The following is an 18,292-nucleotide window of genomic DNA, read 5'->3' on the forward strand; positions in this document are numbered from 1 at the left end:
CCCGTTCCCATACCGAACACGGAAGTTAAGCTCTTCAGCGCCGATGGTAGTTGGGGGTTTCCCCCTGTGAGAGTAGGATGCCGCCAAGCTTTATAAGGATCAGTTCCAGACGGAACTGGTCTTTTTTGTGTTTTCTTCTAACAACATCATGATATAGGATGGAAACTTTTCTTCTGCAATCTCCATGTAGCGTTCAATCATGACGTAATCATCACTAATGTATTGAGACAGCAGCTCGTACCACCATTCTGTTTCGTAACGAGCAATCATACTAAGGTTATACATTAACAAGTAATGGCTGATAATCTCTGGAATCCCTAGAAATGCATCTCGTGTTGATGGAATAAACCAATGATCCATTTCTAAATCATAATGAAGATGAGTAGCAAGAGCAGGATTTTCTTCTAGAAATACATCAAACGTCAGCTTTTTGGCTTCTCTCTGTTTGAGCTTCCAACTTGTATGGAATTCAAAATACTCAATAAACCGTTCAACTGACATATTATAAAGCAGTGGAATATGATCTTGAATCATGATTCCATTGGATTGTTTCACTTTGACTAATGTTAAAGGCAGCTTTTGAAACTCAAGAACATGACTCATTTCAGGTATTTTCGAAAGGAGATGGATCATCGTAAATCGCTCATCTTCAAGGCCATCTAAATGAAATAAGTACTTTAACACATGCATGCATAGTCCATTTCGTTGAATTTTTACTTCATCTTCACTAAAACGATAATGCTGTTTTTTTCTTTTTCTTGACGTCACGCCATGAGCTAAGACAGAGGTTTGAGAAGGATAATGGGGATCAACTGTCAGCAAACATGCTTTCAGCAGCTGCGCCATCCCATAAAATAATAAAATCGGCTTTAGTTCTAGTGGAGCTATGGCGGCCTGTTCATAGAATGTATGACCATGTTTTAAAAAATAAATAAAGCGCTCACAGTTTTTATAGGCTTGTTGACTCGCATCTTGAATATTTCGTTTCTCATATTGTTGAAATAGAAACTTCTGGGAAGTTTCAAGTGAGTAAAAACGTTTTAAATCCTTCCATCCTGAACTTTTCATCTTCTTCCTCAACTCTCTCTATATTTTCTAAAAATTGCAACTGTTTGTTGCTTCCTTGACATGCTGTTTTCTAGTTGATAATCTACATATAATATTTTGCCGAAAAGAGGGGGATTTACTAATGTGGGAAAGTAAATTTTCAAAAGAAGGTTTGACGTTTGACGATGTTTTGCTTGTTCCAGCAAAGTCTGAGGTGCTTCCACGTGATGTCGATTTATCAGTTGAATTAACAAGCACATTAAAGCTCAACATTCCAATTATTAGTGCAGGAATGGATACTGTGACGGAATCACAAATGGCGATTGCAATGGCACGTCAAGGTGGTCTGGGTATCGTTCATAAGAACATGTCCATTGAACAGCAAGCAGAACAAGTGGACAAAGTAAAACGCTCAGAGCGTGGTGTTATTACAAATCCATTCTTCTTAACACCAGATCATCAAGTGTTCGATGCAGAGCATTTAATGGGTAAATACCGTATTTCTGGTGTGCCGATTGTAAACAACGAAGAAGATCAAAAGCTTGTTGGTATTATTACGAATCGTGACCTTCGTTTTATTTCGGATTATTCAATGAAGATTAGCGATGTGATGACAAAAGAGGAACTTGTTACAGCATCTGTTGGAACAACATTGGAAGAAGCTGAAAAAATTCTACAGCAATACAAAATTGAAAAATTACCTCTTTTAGATGATGAAGGAACGTTAAAAGGTCTCATCACAATCAAAGATATTGAAAAAGTGATTGAATTCCCTAACTCCTCTAAAGATGCACATGGCCGTTTAATTGTGGGTGCCGCTGTTGGTGTCACTGGCGACACAATGACTCGTGTGAAAAAATTAGTTGAAGCCAATGTTGATGTCATTGTCATTGATACAGCACACGGTCATTCCCAAGGTGTTCTAAACACTGTATCGAAAATCCGTGAAACATATCCTTCTCTTAACATCATTGCTGGTAATGTTGCGACAGCTGAAGCAACAAAGGCATTATTTGAAGCAGGAGCAGATATTGTGAAAGTTGGTATCGGACCAGGATCAATTTGTACAACACGTGTTGTTGCAGGTGTGGGTGTACCACAAATCACAGCGATTTATGACTGTGCAACAGAAGCAAGAAAGCATGGTAAAGCTATTATTGCAGATGGCGGAATTAAATATTCAGGTGATATCGTGAAAGCACTAGCTTCTGGTGGACATGCCGTTATGCTAGGGAGCCTTCTAGCGGGTACATCTGAAAGTCCAGGAGAAACAGAAATTTTCCAAGGTAGACGCTTCAAGGTTTATCGCGGTATGGGTTCTGTTGCTGCAATGGAAAAAGGAAGTAAAGATCGTTACTTCCAAGAAGATAATAAAAAATTCGTTCCAGAAGGTATTGAAGGCCGTACACCATACAAAGGGCCAGTTGTTGATACAGTTTATCAACTAGTTGGCGGAATTCGTTCTGGTATGGGCTATTGTGGAACTCAAGACTTACGTACACTTAGAGAAGAAGCACAGTTCATTCGCATGACAGGTGCAGGTCTTCGTGAGAGCCATCCACATGATGTGCAAATTACAAAAGAATCACCAAACTACACAATTTCTTGATAAATTGTGACAATCAAATTACATTTGACAGGGACTATGGCTCTGTCTATTTTTTTTATCTTTATTGTGATAAAATTTATACTGTTGTGTTGAAATAAGCCCTTGTGGATTAAATATATATGAAAAACGTCGAAAAAAGATGAATACGGAGGTATGACGATTGAACAGCAAGATGTTGAAACAGCTTATGGTCTCTATCCTTGCACTGGCATTGATTGTTACAATGTTTACACCAATGTCCAAAGCAAAAGCGGCTGAAGATCCATTCAATGTGAATGCGAAAGCAGCCATCCTTATTGAAGCTTCTACAGGTAAAATTCTTTATAGTAAAAACGCAGAACAAAGGCTGCCTATTGCAAGTATGGCAAAGATGATGACAGAGTATCTATTGCTAGAGGCTATTTCTGAAGGCAAAGTAAAATGGGATCAAACGTATACGCCAGATGATTATGTATACGAAATTTCTCAGGACCGCAGTTTATCCAATGTTCCTTTGAGAAAAGATGGCTCGTATACAGTCAAAGAACTTTATCAAGCAATGGCTATTTATTCAGCAAATGCAGCAGCGATTGGCCTAGCAGAGGTGATCGCTGGATCAGAATCGAAGTTCGTTGAAAAAATGAACGCAAAAGCGAAAGAACTAGGTTTAACAAACTACAAATTCGTCAATGCAACTGGTCTAGAAAATAAAGACCTACACGGCAAACAGCCAAATGGTACGGGTCCTGATGAAGAAAGTGAAGTATCTGCGAAGGATATGGCATTGCTTGCACAGCACCTTATCAAAGACCACCCAGAAATTCTTGAAACAGCAAGTATCGCTAAAACAAAGTTCAGAGAAGGCACAGACGATGAAATGGACATGCCCAACTGGAACTTCATGCTTAAAGGACTTGTGAGTGAATATGAAGGAGTGGACGGTCTGAAAACGGGCTCTACTGATTCAGCTGGTTCAAGCTTTACAGGTACAGCAAAACAAGGTGACATGCGTGTCATCGCAGTCATCTTGAATGCAAAAGGAAATCTCCATACATCTCGTTTCGATGTGGCGAAAAAACTTTTCGACTATGCTTTTAAAAACTTTACGATGAAAGAAATGTACAAAGAAGGTCAGCAAATCAATGAAGACATCGGAGTCGATAAAGGGAAAGATAAAGAAGTATCCGTCGTAACGAAAGAAGCTTTTTCTGTGCCAGTCAAAAATGGTTTCGAGAAGAGCTATAAAGCAAAAGTAAATATCGAGAAAAAGAACTTAGAAGCTCCTATTAAAAAAGGAACGAAGGTTGGCATGCTGACGACTTCTTATTCTGGTGATGAGAAGGACTATGGCTATTTGAATAAAGACCAATCAGGTGTTGAGCTTGTGACGAAAACAGGTGTTGAAAAAGCAAACTGGTTCATCCTTGCAGTGCGCGGTGTAGGTGGATTCTTCGCTGGCATTTGGGGCGGAATCGTTGATACAGTAACAGGTTGGTTCTAATAAAAAACTGCTCTCTATTTATGGAGGGCAGTTTTTTGTCGTTAAAAGAAAAGCGATTGTTTGTGATTTTGAGGGGTGGACAAGGCTTGCTGAAAAATACCACATAATTTTTCCATGCCTTCAGCCAAAGATTTTTCATTCACATAAGAAAAACTGAGGCGGATATAATTCTGCTTCGGCTCCCCAGGGTAGCAGACAGAGCCTGGCAAAAAGGTGATTTGCTGCTTACGCGCTTCATGTAATAGTGCACGCGTATCGACCCAGTAAGGAAAGCTGAGCCATAAATTGAGACCGCCCTGTGGAACTTGCCATGTGACGTCCTTTAGTGCATGCTTCGTCAAAATATCCACCATTAAATCGCGTCTCACCTTCAAGGCTGTTCTTAACTTCTTCGTATGCTCAATCATTTTCTTTGACGTTAAAAACGGTAAAATGGCCTTTTGTGTGAGAAGAGGGCTGCCCAAATCATTATTGGCCTTTGCAGCTAATAAACGATTAAATATAGAGCCTGATGCAGTAATGATCCCAATTCTGCACCCTGGAGCAAGTGTTTTACTTAATCCTCGTAAATAAATGACGTGTCCATCGTGATCCAGACTTTTAATTGGTGATGGCGGCTTCTTTTCAAAATAAAGCTCTCGATAGGGATCATCTTCTACAATGAGACAATCTATGCTTTGTGCCAGTGAGAGAAGCTGTTTTCTGCGTTTCATCGACATACTGGCGCCTGTCGGACTGTGAAAAGTAGGAATCGTATAGATAAGCTTTGGCTTATATTTATCAATTATGCTTTGAATCTGTTTCATGTTCATTCCTTCATGGTCGACAGGAACTGTAATAATTCTTGCCCCTCTACCCATAAAGACATCAATCGCACCTGGATAGGTTGGTGCCTCCATAACTACGACATCATCCGTTCCGATAAACGTACGTGCCACCAAATCAAGCCCTTGCTGAGAACCACTTGTCACAAGGATATTTTCCGGAGTAGAAGGCACATCTAATGTTTCTAAAAAAGACTGAATGACCTGACGAAGCTGAAGGTCACCTTGTATTTCTCCGTATTTCGACATGATTTGAGGATGTCGAGCGAGCACATGTTGCAATTCTTTTTCTAAATATCGGTTAGGTAAAAGGCCTGGATCGATCATAGAGGAAGAAAGGTTAATCGCTTCTTCTACATAATGATACTGAGCGAATTGAGACCTTGGCAAATAATCTGGAATGGACAATTGCCAATCGAAAGAGGTAGATGACTGAACCGGGATGTCTGTTTGCTCTTGCAACTCATCCACAAATGTCCCTTTACCTTGCACAGCTGTTAAATATCCGTCTTCCTTGAGCCGTGTATAGGCTTTTGCAGCTGTTACAAGACTCACATTGAGCTGCTTCGCTAAATCACGTACAGTTGGTAGCTTGTCCCCCTGCTGAAGCAGACCAGATTGAATGTGATCAACGATTGAAAAGTAAATCTGATTTGAAAGAGAAATATCTGAGTGTCGGTGGATATCAATATGCATGAGAATCCTCCAATGAATGTAAAATTGTTATAATTTCATTATAGCATGTAAATGATACTTAAAAGAGGAAATGCCTTCATTTCTGTTGTTAATCCTTTATATATAAAGGTTTCTTCTTTTTTGTCAGTTGTTTGAATTGTTATATGTCTCTCTTTATTGTTATACTATCTCACTTGTATGATAAAGATGTTAAAGCAAATGAATAGACAAATGGGAGGAAACAATTGTGAGCAATAAGGGAACTGAACGAGTTAAACGTGGAATGGCAGAAATGCAAAAGGGTGGCGTCATTATGGATGTCGTCAATGCTGAGCAGGCGAAAATCGCAGAAGAATCAGGTGCTGTCGCAGTCATGGCACTAGAACGAGTACCAGCTGATATCCGTGCAGCAGGCGGTGTTGCCCGTATGGCAGATCCAAGAATCGTAGAAGAAGTACAAAATGCAGTAACGATTCCAGTCATGGCAAAAGTACGTATCGGCCACATCGTGGAGGCTCGTGTTCTTGAAGCACTTTGTGTTGATTATATCGATGAGAGTGAAGTGCTAACGCCTGCAGATGAGGAATTCCATTTAAATAAAAATGAATACACGGTACCTTTTGTATGTGGATGTCGTGACCTAGGTGAAGCAACCCGCCGTATTGCAGAAGGCGCATCTATGCTGCGTACGAAAGGAGAACCTGGGACAGGTAACATTGTAGAAGCTGTTCGTCATATGAGAAAGGTTAATGCTCAGATTCGAAAAGTAGCAGCGATGAGTGAAGATGAACTAATGACAGAAGCAAAGAATCTAGGAGCACCTTATGAATTATTGCTTCAAATCAAAAAAGACGGCAAACTACCAGTTGTTAACTTTGCAGCTGGAGGCGTTGCGACACCAGCAGATGCTGCGTTAATGATGCAGCTTGGAGCAGACGGTGTATTTGTCGGATCCGGTATTTTCAAATCAGAAAATCCTGCTAAGTTTGCTAAAGCGATTGTTGAAGCAACAACTCATTTCACAGATTACCGTCTCATTGCAGAGCTTTCTAAAGAATTGGGGACAGCCATGAAAGGAATTGAAATATCAAATCTACTGCCAGAAGAACGTATGCAAGAGCGTGGCTGGTAATTAAGGGAGCGCAAACGAACATGCTAACAATTGGTGTACTAGGGCTTCAAGGAGCGGTGAGAGAGCATATTCAATCGATTGAAGCTTGTGGCGCAGAAGGAAAGATCATTAAACGAGTAGAAGAGCTAGAAACTGTTGACGGTTTAATAATCCCTGGTGGAGAAAGTACGACGATGAGAAGACTCATGGATACGTACCAATTCATTGATCCGATCAAAGCGTTCGCTGCTCAAGGGAAACCGATCTTTGGAACATGTGCGGGTTTGATTATGTTGGCAAAGTATGTAGAAGGTCGAGAAGATGCTCACCTTGGACTGTTAAATGTATCTGTCGCACGTAATTCATTTGGTAGACAGGTAGACAGCTTTGAAGCAGATGTAGAAGTGAAAGGACTGGATGTACCCTTTACAGGGGTGTTTATCCGTGCACCTCATATCATCAGTGCTGATGAAAGCGTAGAGGTCATGGCTGAGTATGATGGCAGGATTGTGATGGCGAAAGAAAACCATATATTAGGTTGTTCTTTTCATCCAGAGCTGACAGATGACCACCGGTTAACGCAGCTGTTTGTTGAGATGGTGCAGTCCTACAAAACGAAACGAGCTGTATAAAACGGTTGAAAAGAGATAAAACTTATAGTACATTAAAATCACAATCAAAGATCGAAAAAGCGTTGACGGGAAATAGTAAGAAGCTCCTCTTTCTCAGAGAGCCGATGGTTGGTGAGAATCGGTGAAAGATGCATTCTGAATCCATCCTTGAGCGAAATGCTGAAACAAGTGAAGTAAGCATTTACGGTGATGCCGTTACAAAGGAAAGAGGAAAGCATGATTATGCATGTTTTCAATCAGGGTGGCAACGCGAGAGCTCTCGTCCCTTTCATGGGATGAGGGCTTTTTTTATTTTTCGATAAAAAAAGGAGTGTAACACATGCTGGATATTAAACAACTGCGCACGGACTTTGATCAAATTAAAGAAAAGCTAGCACACCGTGGCGAAGATTTAGCGGATTTTGATAAGTTTGGTGAGCTGGATCAAAAAAGAAGAGAATTAATCGGTAAAACAGAAGAATTAAAAAGCCGAAGAAATGAAGTATCACAGCAAATAGCCGTTTTAAAAAGAGAAAAGAAAGACGCCGATCACATTATTCAAGAGATGCGTCAGGTAGGAGATGAGATTAAGAAGCTGGATGATGAGTTAAGAACAGTAGAAGACAGTCTGCAAACCATCCTTTTCTCAATTCCGAATATTCCTCATGACTCTGTACCGGTTGGTGAAACAGAAGATAACAACATTGAAGTGAGAAAATGGGGGGAACAGCCAGCATTCTCATTTGAACCAAAGCCTCATTGGGATGTAGCAGACGAGCTAAATATTTTAGATTTTGAACGTGCAGGAAAAGTCACAGGAAGCCGTTTCGTTTTTTATAAAGGGCTAGGCGCACGCTTAGAGCGTGCACTCTATAACTTTATGCTTGATTTACATGTAGATGAATTTGGTTTTATTGAAGTGCTTCCGCCTTACATGGTCAATAGAGCAAGCATGACCGGGACTGGCCAGCTTCCAAAGTTCGAAGAGGACGCATTTAAAATTCGCGAAGAAGATTATTTCCTCATTCCAACAGCTGAAGTGCCAATTACCAACATGCACCGTGACGAAATCCTTGAAGGAGAGCAACTGCCAATTAATTATGCAGCTTTCAGTGCGTGCTTTAGATCAGAAGCTGGCTCTGCCGGTAGAGATACACGCGGACTCATCCGTCAGCATCAATTCAACAAGGTAGAGCTCGTGAAGTTTGTCAGACCAGAAGATTCTTATGAAGAATTAGAGAAACTAACGAATCAAGCAGAAAAAGTCCTTCAGCTATTGAACCTACCTTACCGTGTCATGAGCATGTGTACGGGAGATTTAGGCTTCACAGCTGCGAAGAAATACGACATCGAAGTATGGATTCCGAGCCAAAATACGTATCGTGAAATTTCTTCTTGCAGTAATTTTGAAGCTTTTCAAGCAAGACGAGCAAACATTCGTTTCCGCCCAGAGCCTAAGGCAAAACCTGAACATGTCCACACATTAAATGGATCTGGTTTAGCGGTAGGAAGAACCGTAGCAGCCATTTTAGAAAACTACCAACAAGAGGACGGCACAGTGATTATTCCAGAGGTACTGCGTCCTTATATGGGAAATAAAGAAGTGATGAAATAAGGTGCCGCCACGGCATCTTATTCTTTTTACCTAAACTCCTACAGCTTTTCTAAATGAAGCCGATAAAAAAACTAAAAGCTTCTAGGAAAGAAGGAATAATTTTGAATAGGCTTGACTATTATGTTGAAATGGCTCATTTACTCAGAAAAGTTTTAGATGAAAGTATCCTTTTCGGCATTACTGATACAGAGAAGGTGATTTGTTATTACCCGTCCAAAACAGTAGATTTTGGCATTAAAGTAGGGGACGCATTGAACCCAGAGGACCAAAATGTGGCGACGACATTAAGAGGACAAGAATACGACGGTCATTTACCAGAGTCATTATATGGTTATGAAATTGCTGTAAAAGGTTATCCGATTTTTGATGGAGATAGAAAAGTGATTGGCTCATTTTTAGTGGCCTTTTCACATCACCGTGAAAAGAAATTAAGTGGATATATGGAGCATATTAATAAAGTAGCGAAAGAACTACAAGGTGGAATTGAGCAAATTGCTGCGCATTCACAAGAGTTGGCTGCTACTAGTTTAGAAATAAGCGAGCAGGCAGAAAGAGCGGAAGAGAAGTCTTCGAACATTGAAGAAGTTGTCAAAACCATTGGCGGGATTGCAAGACAAACAAACCTGCTAGGACTAAATGCTGCAATTGAAGCGGCAAGAGCAGGTGAAAATGGAAAAGGATTTGCAGTCGTTGCAGATGAGGTGCGTAAATTATCAGATGGTTCAAAGGAAGCGGCTGAAACCATTAATACATTCCTTAAAGAAATCCAAGACAGCATTGGCACTTTGTCTGAAAACATCTCGCAAATCAGCAGTTCAACAAACGAACAAGCCAAACAAGTGACAGACTTTACGAAGATTATCGAATCATTAAATGAGTTTAAAGAAGAGATGAATCATTTCATTGAAGAAATTAGACAGGAAACGAAATAGATCAAGAGCAGCCGTCATTTGGCTGCTTTTTTATAGGCAAATAATCATGAAAAAATAACATATTGGAATTTTTTTTGAATAGATGTTGACTTTAAATGATATGATATGATATATTAATTCTTGTCGATACGGAGGAATACCCAAGTCCGGCTGAAGGGATCGGTCTTGAAAACCGACAGGGGTGTCAAAGCCCGCGGGGGTTCGAATCCCTCTTCCTCCGCCATATTGATATTACCTTAGTTGAATTGAAACGCAAGCATAAAAATTGGAAATCGTCTACCCTCTGCATTCGAAATGCAGGGGGTTTTTTATTGCGTTAAAGAACGATTTTTTTGAATAACAGAAGCAATTTCGTGAAGAATGGGATCAAGCGAGCTTTCATCATGAAGTAAGTCATAATTTTCGATATTAATTTTAATCACTGGGCATAATTCGAATTGTTCGATCCACTCAGTATATCGAGTGTACATTTCTTCCCAATATGCTCGATCTGTTTGAGTTTCCATCTCTCTCCCGCGCTCTTCAATACGATGTAATATATGATCTAAGTCCCCATGTAAATAAATGAGTACATCAGGGTGAGGGAAGTAAGGTGTCATCACCATCGCCTCAAATAGACTCGTATACGTTTCATAGTCTACCTCAGACATTGTACCTTTGTCAGCGTGCATTTTAGCAAAGATGTCTGTGTCCTCATAGATTGAACGATCTTGCACATATCCTCCACCAGACTCAAAAATTCGCTTCTGCTCCTTAAAACGCTCAGCAAGAAAATAGACCTGTAAATGAAAGCTCCACCTTTGGAAATCTGAATAAAAAGGCTCTAAGTATGGGTTGTCATCTACTTTTTCAAGAGAGGTTTGAAATCCTAGCTTGTCCGCTATTGTTTTAGTCATGGTTGATTTTCCGACACCGACAGTCCCGGCAATTGTTATGACTGCATCCTTTGGTATTTCGATATTTTTCATAGCACTTGCTCCTTTATGTTCTGTACAATTTGCTTGTAATCTTGCTGTGAGGAAACGAAGTCTGTATGATCTCCTTCAATTGTGAAGATAGGAAGCTCTTGGTCAGTCTGTTTTAAATGTTCAATGGCCAGCTCATAATCTTCAATTAAGGTTTTTAAATAAGCTGGGTCGATGTCTTCTTCAAAAGAACGTCCTCTCATTTGTATTCTATTAATTAAGGTGGGAAGGCTGGCTTTTATATAGATCATAGCATTGGGTTTAGGAAGATCATCTGATAGCAAGTGATAGATCTTTCTGTACTTATCCATGTGTTTTTTTGATAAGGTTCTTTCTGCAAATATCATATTTTTATAGACATGATAATCCGTGACAACCGGTTGCTGTTTTTTGATATAGCTTTCTTCAATAGATTCTAACTGTTTAAAACGATTGCATAGAAAGAACATTTCAAGCTGAAAGCTCCATTGTTCCATATCTTCATAAAATTTATCTAAGAATGGATTTTCTTCTACAATCTCTTTTACTAAAGGAAATTGAAATTCCTTCGCAAGCATTGTAGCCAAAGTTGTTTTTCCGGCTCCAATTGGGCCTTCCACTGCAATAAAAGGGGCAGGATACATAGGCGTTCTCCTCTATCTATAATGTTGTCAAACCAATTAATATTGTACCATACCCCTTCTGAGACAGAGAGCGAATGAATTACGATGTCGTTCTTTTTTCAATATTAAATTGATCTGATAATAAGAGCCAATTTTGTGGGAAGGATAGACCTAATTTCCAATAAGCAATCCCGTTTAAGTTTAACTCTTTAATGAGATTAAATTTGGCTTGAATTGATCTTGCGTCTTCGAACCATACCTCATGATCTTTGTTGTTAGCAGCTGTATAACGGAAATAAGGTGCTTGAGCCGTTTCATCGTATAGAATGGATACATTATTCTCTCTAGCAATCGCGATCGCTTGTTGGGGGCTGACGGCTTTGGCGATGGGGCCACCCTGAACGTACGGAAGCGTCCAATCATAGCCATATAAATTCTGACCCATCACAATTTTATTGGCTGGAATGACAGTCAGTGCATATTCAATCACCTGTCGGACAGGTCCAATTGGAGAGACGGCTTGTGGAGGCCCCCCGCTGTATCCCCATTCGTAGGTCATCAGCACAACATGATCGACGATCTTACCGATGGCTTCATAGTCATGGGCTTCATACCACTTTCCCTTTTGTTCACTACTTGTTTTAGGGGCAAGTGCAACAGAAATTGTCCAGCCCTCTTGATGGATACGGGTTGTTGCCTCTCTTAAAAATTGAATATAAGCATCTTTATCAGTAGGACGTAAATATTCAAAATCAAAATGGATTTCTTTTAATTGGTAATTTTGCGCAATGCGAACAATTTCATTTAAAAATGTGGTTTTGACAGATTGATTTGTTAAAAGGATTCGTCCAAGTTCATCACTGAATTTTTCGTTCTCTAGGTTTGTGACCACCATTGATAATACGGTTCTGCTTTGAGCGGCAATCTCAGGTAGTTGATCTAACGGTGGTTCTCGCAGTGTTCCGTCTCTTTGTGCTTGAAAACTAAAGGCGAGTAGATGGGTTAAGTATGGAGAGGCCTCTCGAGCTGCTTGCTTTAAATTTTCACTGACTTGATCTCCACGTGGTTCAATAAAAGCATTAGAATTAATGTTTCTTTTCGGTCTTTGTGGAATATAGAGCAAGAAGCGAATAGGAAGTATCGCTTCAGGCCGGATTCTATTCACACGTGCCAATTCTTCCACTGAAATTTGAAATCTCTTCCCAATTTGATAAAGTGTGTCATTTTGTTTGACCTCGTAAAATTGACCTCTAATTGGGATCACAATTGTTTGTCCAATGACGAGTTGATTTGGTGTTTCGATTTCGTTGGTACGGATGATTTCATCTACAGTTGTTTTATAACGCATTGCAATTTCACTTAAAGTATCTCCTCTTTTGACAACATAAATTTGAATAATCAACGCCCCCTTTGTTATTGCTAACAATTTATGAGGGTATTGGATAAATCATGTTTGTTTTTCATTTGTGATATCATTGACAGTTGCGATTTTTGCAAAAAGAACGTTCTCCATCATCGTTATCTCTATCATTGTTTGAAGCAATACAATCTTTAGGTACAATCAGATTGTATTTTCGCATGTAAGCATCATTCGCTGTGAAGAGAACACAGATATTTCCTGAAATTCCAGTTAAAATAACATCCTGAACTCCTAGTTCATTTAAGAGTGTCTCTAGTGCTGTTCCATAGAAGGCAGAATGCTTAGGTTTAATTAAGAAGTAATCATCGTTCGAAGGTATCATTTGCTTTAAAATGGGGGCGCTTCTTTCGTTTTTACATTTTTCGATGACAGTTTGAATATCTGCCTTCCAAATTCCGTAGTGATCATTGATATAGATAATTGGCCAATTTTCCTTGAAAGCGTATTGTTTAAGGGCTAAAATTTTATTGGTCATTTGCTTTGTTTTTTCAGCGAGCACATGTCCCATTTCAAAATCAAAGTTATTGATCATGTCAATAATAAGCAGTGCCTTTTGATGATTTGGCAAAATAAGACCTTCTTCAAAAGAGTGTGGTAATATGTTAACCACAATATCCTTTTAAAAAACATGAAAAGAGAGCCGTGCAATGATGAAAGATGAACAGTTTATGCAAGAAGCCATTTCTGAAGCCTTAAAAGCGGAACAAATAGGAGAAGTGCCGATCGGTGCCGTAATCGTTGTTGGTGATCAAATTGTGAGCCGCGCTCATAACTTAAGGGAAAGTGAACAGCGTTCAATTGCACATGCAGAATTACTTGCAATTGATGAAGCGTGTAAAACGATTGGGAGCTGGCGTTTAGAAGAAGCAGTGCTTTATGTTACGCTTGAACCATGCCCCATGTGTGCGGGCGCTATTGTACTTTCTAGAGTGAAAAAGGTCGTATTTGGTGCATACGATCCTAAAGGTGGTTGTGCAGGTACTTTAATGAATTTACTAGATGATGAGCGGTTCAATCATCAGTCTGAAGTTATCGGTGGTGTGCTTGAAAAAGAATGTGGTGAGCTGTTAAGTCAATTCTTTCGTGAACTCCGTCAACGAAAGAAACAAGCAAAAAGTAAATGAATGGATGTCGTTTGCAATTTCGGCTGATAGAAGGTATACTTATTTCTGCGTCACTAACAATTTAATATTCATTTTGCCGTGCTAAGCGGGGAGGTAGCGGTGCCCTGTACTCGCAATCCGCTCTAGCGAGGCCGAATCCCTTCTCGAGGTTCGTTTACTTCAAGGTCTGCCTTAAATAAGTGGTGTTGACGTTTGGGTCCTGCGCAATGGGAATTCATGAACCATGTCAGGTCCGGAAGGAAGCAGCATTAAGTGAAACCTCTCATGTGCCGCAGGGTTGCCTGGGCCGAGCTAACTGTTTAAGTAACGCTTGGGGTAGCGAATCGACAGAAGGTGCACGGTAAATCAATATTAAATGTAACTCATCTAGTTTATTTAGGTGAGTTTTTGTTGTTGCTCAAAGAATAGCTCAACTGCTTGATTTATACAAACAGCTTTTTACAACAAACTAGAATAGGTAACTAACGTTCTTTTTGGTCTGGCAAGTCATTTCAAAAACTAGAAAATTTGTTTTTGATACATGAAAAGTAAAAAAAATCATATAAATTCGCTTATTAGAAAATAAAGGTGTACTTTTGAATTGATCGTTGCATCATGTATAATGAAAATGATGATAAATGGAGGAGGGCGTATTTGTGAGTTATCAAGCTTTATATCGAGTGTTCAGGCCTCAAGTTTTTGAGGATGTTGATGGACAAGAACACATCACAAAAACGTTGCAAAATGCCCTTTTGCAGAAAAAGTTTTCTCATGCTTACTTATTTTCAGGTCCTAGAGGAACAGGTAAAACAAGCGCTGCTAAGATTTTTGCAAAGGCAGTGAACTGTGAAAAGTCACCTGTTAGTGAGCCGTGTAATGAATGTGATGCTTGTAAAGGGATTACAACCGGCTCGATTTCAGACGTGATTGAAATAGATGCTGCTTCTAATAACGGGGTAGATGAAATCCGAGATATACGTGATAAAGTGAAATTTGCTCCTTCGGCGGTTACATACAAGGTTTATATTATAGATGAGGTACATATGCTCTCAATCGGGGCATTTAATGCCCTCCTTAAAACACTAGAGGAACCGCCTGCTCATTGTATCTTTATTTTGGCTACCACAGAGCCTCATAAAATTCCTCTTACCATCATATCCAGGTGTCAGCGATTTGATTTTAAACGAATTACGACAAAAGATATTGTTGCAAGAATGGAGAAAATTGTAGATGCAGAAAGCCTAAATGTACAAGGGGGTTCACTCGAGATTATTGCTAGTGCAGCAGACGGCGGTATGCGTGATGCGCTAAGCCTCTTGGATCAAGCGATCTCATTTAGTGGTGAACAACTGACAATTAATGATGCACTGCTAATTACAGGTGCTGTTTCTCAGCATTTCATTAGTCAGCTTGCTGAAGCTATTTTTGATCAAAATATTGCAGTAGCGTTTGATACATTAAATGAATTGCTCCAGCAGGGGAAAGGTGCTGCTAAATTAATAGAGGATATGATCTTTTACTTTAGAGATATGCTGCTTTATAAAACGGCGCCAGATCTTGAGGGAGTACTTGAAAAGGTAAAAGTCGATGAAAAGTTTGTGACGCTCTCTGATCGTGTGACACCTCAGTTTCTTTATGAGACGATTGAAGTGCTTAATAAGAGCCATCAAGAAATGAAATGGACGAATCACCCAAGGATTTTCTTTGAGGTAGCTATCGTGAAGCTTTGTCAGTCAATGATTGGAATGAAACAATCTCCTGCTAACTCTGATTTGACAGCATTAACGGATAAAATAAATAGGTTGGAACAGGAGCTATCAAGGCTAAGAGCTGAGGGAGTACCGATGTCTCAGACTCATAGTCCTAAAGAAAAAAAGGAAGCACCTCGACCACAAACAAGTCATAAAAATGGCTATCGTGTACCTGTTGGCCGAATTCACGAGATTCTAAAAGAAGCGAAACGGCCAGAGCTAGAAAAAATAAAAGGCAAATGGGGAGAGCTCCTTGTCCAATTGAAACAGCAGAATAAAGCATCTCACGCTGCACTATTAACGGATAGTGAGCCAGTTGCAGCTGCATCTCACGCCTTTGTTTTGAAATTTAAGTTTGAAATACATTGTAAAATGGTGGCTGAAGATAAAAGCGGTGTTCGAACTAACCTTGAGCACCTGCTAGAGTCTATGCTAGGAAAAAGAGTGGAATTAGTTGGCGTTCCTGACGCACAATGGGGTAAAATAAGAGGAGAATTTTTAAGAGATCATCAGCCAGATGAACAGGCAGATGGTCAGTCAACTTCTACTGAAGAAAATCCATTGATTGCGGAAGCAAAGAAGTTAGTTGGAATCGATTTAATTGAAATTAAAGATTAACAAAAGGAAAGAGAGTGGTGTTCATATGCGCGGTGGAATGGGAAACATGCAAAAAATGATGAAACAAATGCAAAAAATGCAAAAGGATATGGCTAAGGCTCAAGAGGAGCTTGCAGAAAAGGTTCTTGAAGGTACGGCAGGTGGCGGTATGGTCACTGTAAAAGTAAATGGACAAAAAGAAGTCGTTGATGTAGCAATTAATGAAGAAGTTGTTGATCCTGAAGATATCGATATGCTTCAAGACCTTGTACTTGCGGCGACAAATGACGCATTGAAAAAAATCGATGAGCTAACAAATGAAACAATGGGTAAATTCACAAAAGGAATGAACATGCCAGGTTTATTCTAGGAGGAATAACTGAAGATGCAATATCCTGAACCAATATCAAAGCTGATTGATGGCTTTATGAAATTGCCAGGAATCGGACCGAAAACTGCGGTCCGTCTGGCTTTTTTTGTTCTTAGTATGCAGGAAGATGTCGTACTAGATTTTGCGAAGGCGCTTGTAAATGCAAAGCGCAATTTAACTTATTGTTCGGTTTGCGGCCATATCACTGATCAGGACCCCTGCTATATCTGTGAAGATAAAAGAAGAGATCAATCTGTTATCTGTGTTGTACAGGATCCCAAAGATGTGATCGCAATGGAAAAGATGAAAGAATATATCGGCTTATATCATGTGCTTCATGGTGCCATTTCGCCAATGGACGGAATTGGGCCAGAGGATATTAAAATTCCTGATCTATTAAAAAGATTGCAAGACGATCAAGTAACTGAGGTGATTCTTGCAACCAACCCAAACATTGAAGGAGAAGCTACAGCCATGTATATCTCTAGATTGTTGAAACCATCAGGAATTAAACTCTCTCGTATTGCTCACGGACTCCCAGTAGGTGGAGATTTAGAGTATGCGGATGAAGTCACACTTTCAAAGGCTCTAGAAGGCAGACGTGAGATGTAGGAAGGAGAAGTATGGTACATGGGTTTTCTTCGCAGAAAATCAATTCGAAAAGAATTCGATGAGAAACTAATTCAACAGCTTTTTAAGCAAAAGGAAGAATGGAGCAGACAAAAAAAGCTTGTCGCAAATAGCGTTGAGCCTTCACCGGACATTCTATTCGAATTAAAGCTTGCTCAAGCGAAGTACTTTTTCTATCTGAGAGAAGCGAAAAAGAGGAATTTACGTTTAAACAACTGGAGGTAGCAGGTCTATTTTACATAGTCCTCTCATATGTTTGTACTATTCATATGAAGAGGAGATGAGAGGATTATGGAACCTGTTATAGTGATTGGTTCAATTTTGCTAGCTGTATTACTGTTGTTTATGTCAGGTGTTCAAGCCAATCTATTCAAATGGTTAGGGATTATCGGAGTTAAGTTTGTGGCAGGCGCTCTTTTTTTATTTTGCCTTAATTTATTCGGTGAGAGTTTAGGGCTTCATGTCTCCATTAACCCTGTAACGAGTGGAATTAGTGGTTTATTGGGCATTCCAGGCGTAGTGGCTTTAGTAGTTATTGAAAGGTTTATTATTTAATAAAAAATATTATTGACTTTGGTTCTGTATGGTGGTAAATTAATATACGTCGCTGATGAGGAAGAAGCGAAAAAACATCATAACAAAAATTTGTTGACACTAACAACTTCGTTGTGATAAAATATTATAGTCGTTTACCAAGAGATAAACAAGTTCTTTGAAAACTAAACAAGACAAAACGTACCTGTTAATTCGAGTTATTATAAAAAATCCTATGATACTTCATAGGTAGTCAGTCAAACTGACGAAAAACAGAACTTCGGTTTTGTTCTTTTTCGGAGAGTTTGATCCTGGCTCAGGACGAACGCTGGCGGCGTGCCTAATACATGCAAGTCGAGCGGACAGAAGGGAGCTTGCTCCCGGATGTAAGCGGCGGACGGGTGAGTAACACGTGG

At 39.7% G+C, this 18,292-nt stretch carries 16 protein-coding genes, 1 tRNA gene, 2 rRNA genes, 1 other RNA gene, 2 pseudogenes and 1 other annotated feature; of the genes and pseudogenes, 16 read left to right on the forward strand and 6 right to left on the reverse strand.

Annotation, left to right across the window (positions count from 1 at the left end):
- Positions 1–89: ribosomal RNA gene (gene rrf / locus WAX46_RS13460) — 5S ribosomal RNA — on the forward strand; the annotation flags it as partial.
- Positions 90–99: 10 nt separating this feature from the next.
- Here rrf and WAX46_RS13465 read toward each other — a convergent pair.
- Positions 100–1,068 carry a YaaC family protein gene (locus tag WAX46_RS13465; protein ID WP_226569742.1) on the reverse strand — a complete coding sequence of 323 codons (969 nt, stop codon included), beginning with the start codon at positions 1,066–1,068 and terminating at the stop codon, positions 100–102.
- Positions 1,069–1,189: 121 nt separating this feature from the next.
- Here WAX46_RS13465 and guaB point away from each other — a divergent pair, with 121 nt between their 5' ends.
- The gene (gene guaB, locus WAX46_RS13470; protein ID WP_226569744.1) at positions 1,190–2,656 is read left to right on the forward strand and encodes an IMP dehydrogenase; all 1,467 of its coding nucleotides are present in this window, start codon (positions 1,190–1,192) and stop codon (positions 2,654–2,656) included.
- Positions 2,657–2,816: 160 nt separating this feature from the next.
- Complete coding sequence (locus WAX46_RS13475) at positions 2,817–4,136, forward strand: D-alanyl-D-alanine carboxypeptidase family protein (protein WP_226569746.1); 1,320 nt, start codon at positions 2,817–2,819, stop codon at positions 4,134–4,136.
- Between the two features lie 41 nt (positions 4,137–4,177).
- Here WAX46_RS13475 and pdxR read toward each other — a convergent pair whose 3' ends face one another.
- Positions 4,178–5,656, reverse strand: a complete 1,479-nt coding sequence (gene pdxR, locus WAX46_RS13480) for a MocR-like pyridoxine biosynthesis transcription factor PdxR (RefSeq protein WP_226569749.1) — start codon at positions 5,654–5,656, stop codon at positions 4,178–4,180.
- Positions 5,657–5,882: 226 nt separating this feature from the next.
- On the opposite strand from pdxR, the gene pdxS reads away from it, so the two are divergent.
- The 5 genes and pseudogenes from pdxS (at position 5,883) to WAX46_RS13505 (ending at position 10,127) form a co-directional block, all read left to right on the forward strand.
- Complete coding sequence (gene pdxS / locus WAX46_RS13485; RefSeq protein WP_226569751.1) at positions 5,883–6,767, forward strand: pyridoxal 5'-phosphate synthase lyase subunit PdxS; 885 nt, start codon at positions 5,883–5,885, stop codon at positions 6,765–6,767.
- Positions 6,768–6,787: 20 nt separating this feature from the next.
- On the forward strand, positions 6,788–7,378 hold the full coding sequence (pdxT, locus tag WAX46_RS13490) for a pyridoxal 5'-phosphate synthase glutaminase subunit PdxT (protein WP_336494191.1): 591 nt from the start codon (positions 6,788–6,790) through the stop codon (positions 7,376–7,378).
- A gap of 53 nt (positions 7,379–7,431) precedes the next feature.
- Positions 7,432–7,648 (forward strand) — a binding site (T-box leader).
- A 49-nt stretch (positions 7,649–7,697) separates the two neighbouring features.
- Positions 7,698–8,972, forward strand: a complete 1,275-nt coding sequence (serS, locus tag WAX46_RS13495; protein ID WP_226569755.1) for a serine--tRNA ligase — start codon at positions 7,698–7,700, stop codon at positions 8,970–8,972.
- Positions 8,973–9,568: 596 nt separating this feature from the next.
- Positions 9,569–9,904: pseudogene (locus tag WAX46_RS15935) on the forward strand (methyl-accepting chemotaxis protein); the annotation flags it as partial.
- 130 nt (positions 9,905–10,034) lie between these two features.
- Positions 10,035–10,127: transfer RNA gene (locus tag WAX46_RS13505), tRNA-Ser, on the forward strand.
- An 85-nt stretch (positions 10,128–10,212) separates the two neighbouring features.
- Here the strand turns inward: WAX46_RS13505 and WAX46_RS13510 are convergent.
- From WAX46_RS13510 to WAX46_RS13525, 4 genes and pseudogenes are all read right to left on the reverse strand, one after another.
- Positions 10,213–10,872 (reverse strand): deoxynucleoside kinase, encoded by a 660-nt coding sequence (locus WAX46_RS13510; protein WP_226569758.1) that lies wholly within the window; start codon positions 10,870–10,872, stop codon positions 10,213–10,215.
- Positions 10,869–11,492 (reverse strand): deoxynucleoside kinase, encoded by a 624-nt coding sequence (locus tag WAX46_RS13515; protein WP_336494192.1) that lies wholly within the window; start codon positions 11,490–11,492, stop codon positions 10,869–10,871. Before WAX46_RS13515 ends, WAX46_RS13510 begins: the two co-directional genes overlap by 4 nt.
- A gap of 79 nt (positions 11,493–11,571) precedes the next feature.
- The gene (locus WAX46_RS13520) at positions 11,572–12,819 is read right to left on the reverse strand and encodes a glycosyl hydrolase family 18 protein (protein WP_442895674.1); all 1,248 of its coding nucleotides are present in this window, start codon (positions 12,817–12,819) and stop codon (positions 11,572–11,574) included.
- Between the two features lie 99 nt (positions 12,820–12,918).
- Positions 12,919–13,423: pseudogene (locus tag WAX46_RS13525) on the reverse strand (isochorismatase family cysteine hydrolase).
- A 115-nt stretch (positions 13,424–13,538) separates the two neighbouring features.
- On the opposite strand from WAX46_RS13525, the gene tadA reads away from it, so the two are divergent.
- The 8 genes from tadA to WAX46_RS13565 all read left to right on the forward strand — a co-directional run.
- Positions 13,539–14,015, forward strand: a complete 477-nt coding sequence (gene tadA / locus WAX46_RS13530) for a tRNA adenosine(34) deaminase TadA (protein WP_226569764.1) — start codon at positions 13,539–13,541, stop codon at positions 14,013–14,015.
- Between the two features lie 76 nt (positions 14,016–14,091).
- Positions 14,092–14,356: signal recognition particle sRNA large type (ffs, locus tag WAX46_RS13535), an RNA gene on the forward strand.
- 294 nt (positions 14,357–14,650) lie between these two features.
- Positions 14,651–16,363 (forward strand): DNA polymerase III subunit gamma/tau, encoded by a 1,713-nt coding sequence (gene dnaX, locus WAX46_RS13540; RefSeq protein ID WP_336494194.1) that lies wholly within the window; start codon positions 14,651–14,653, stop codon positions 16,361–16,363.
- 25 nt (positions 16,364–16,388) lie between these two features.
- Entirely contained in the window at positions 16,389–16,712 is a 324-nt protein-coding gene (locus WAX46_RS13545) for a YbaB/EbfC family nucleoid-associated protein (protein WP_099679287.1), read from the forward strand.
- 15 nt (positions 16,713–16,727) lie between these two features.
- The gene (gene recR / locus WAX46_RS13550; RefSeq protein WP_226569768.1) at positions 16,728–17,324 is read left to right on the forward strand and encodes a recombination protein RecR; all 597 of its coding nucleotides are present in this window, start codon (positions 16,728–16,730) and stop codon (positions 17,322–17,324) included.
- 18 nt (positions 17,325–17,342) lie between these two features.
- Positions 17,343–17,567, forward strand: coding sequence for a YaaL family protein (locus tag WAX46_RS13555; RefSeq protein WP_226569771.1), 225 nt, complete (start codon positions 17,343–17,345; stop codon positions 17,565–17,567).
- A 66-nt stretch (positions 17,568–17,633) separates the two neighbouring features.
- On the forward strand, positions 17,634–17,897 hold the full coding sequence (locus tag WAX46_RS13560; protein ID WP_226569773.1) for a pro-sigmaK processing inhibitor BofA family protein: 264 nt from the start codon (positions 17,634–17,636) through the stop codon (positions 17,895–17,897).
- Between the two features lie 272 nt (positions 17,898–18,169).
- Positions 18,170–18,292, forward strand: a 16S ribosomal RNA gene (locus tag WAX46_RS13565); the annotation flags it as partial.

It is taken from the genome of Bacillus sp. FJAT-53060 (assembly GCF_037104745.1).
GTDB lineage: Bacteria > Bacillota > Bacilli > Bacillales > Bacillaceae > Bacillus > Bacillus stratosphericus_B.

Excerpts from the sequence above, each read along its gene's own strand:
- WAX46_RS13465 (WP_226569742.1), bottom strand. The coding sequence starts at position 1,068 with ATGAAAAGTTCAGGATGGAAGGATTTAAAACGTTTTTACTCACTTGAA.
- guaB (WP_226569744.1), top strand. The coding sequence starts at position 1,190 with ATGTGGGAAAGTAAATTTTCAAAAGAAGGTTTGACGTTTGACGATGTT.
- pdxR (WP_226569749.1), bottom strand. The coding sequence starts at position 5,656 with ATGCATATTGATATCCACCGACACTCAGATATTTCTCTTTCAAATCAG.
- pdxT (WP_336494191.1), top strand. The coding sequence starts at position 6,788 with ATGCTAACAATTGGTGTACTAGGGCTTCAAGGAGCGGTGAGAGAGCAT.
- serS (WP_226569755.1), top strand. The coding sequence starts at position 7,698 with ATGCTGGATATTAAACAACTGCGCACGGACTTTGATCAAATTAAAGAA.
- WAX46_RS13510 (WP_226569758.1), bottom strand. The coding sequence starts at position 10,872 with ATGAAAAATATCGAAATACCAAAGGATGCAGTCATAACAATTGCCGGG.
- WAX46_RS13515 (WP_336494192.1), bottom strand. The coding sequence starts at position 11,492 with ATGTATCCTGCCCCTTTTATTGCAGTGGAAGGCCCAATTGGAGCCGGA.
- WAX46_RS13520 (WP_442895674.1), bottom strand. The coding sequence starts at position 12,819 with ATGCGTTATAAAACAACTGTAGATGAAATCATCCGTACCAACGAAATC.
- tadA (WP_226569764.1), top strand. The coding sequence starts at position 13,539 with ATGATGAAAGATGAACAGTTTATGCAAGAAGCCATTTCTGAAGCCTTA.
- WAX46_RS13545 (WP_099679287.1), top strand. The coding sequence starts at position 16,389 with ATGCGCGGTGGAATGGGAAACATGCAAAAAATGATGAAACAAATGCAA.
- recR (WP_226569768.1), top strand. The coding sequence starts at position 16,728 with ATGCAATATCCTGAACCAATATCAAAGCTGATTGATGGCTTTATGAAA.
- WAX46_RS13555 (WP_226569771.1), top strand. The coding sequence starts at position 17,343 with ATGGGTTTTCTTCGCAGAAAATCAATTCGAAAAGAATTCGATGAGAAA.
- WAX46_RS13560 (WP_226569773.1), top strand. The coding sequence starts at position 17,634 with ATGGAACCTGTTATAGTGATTGGTTCAATTTTGCTAGCTGTATTACTG.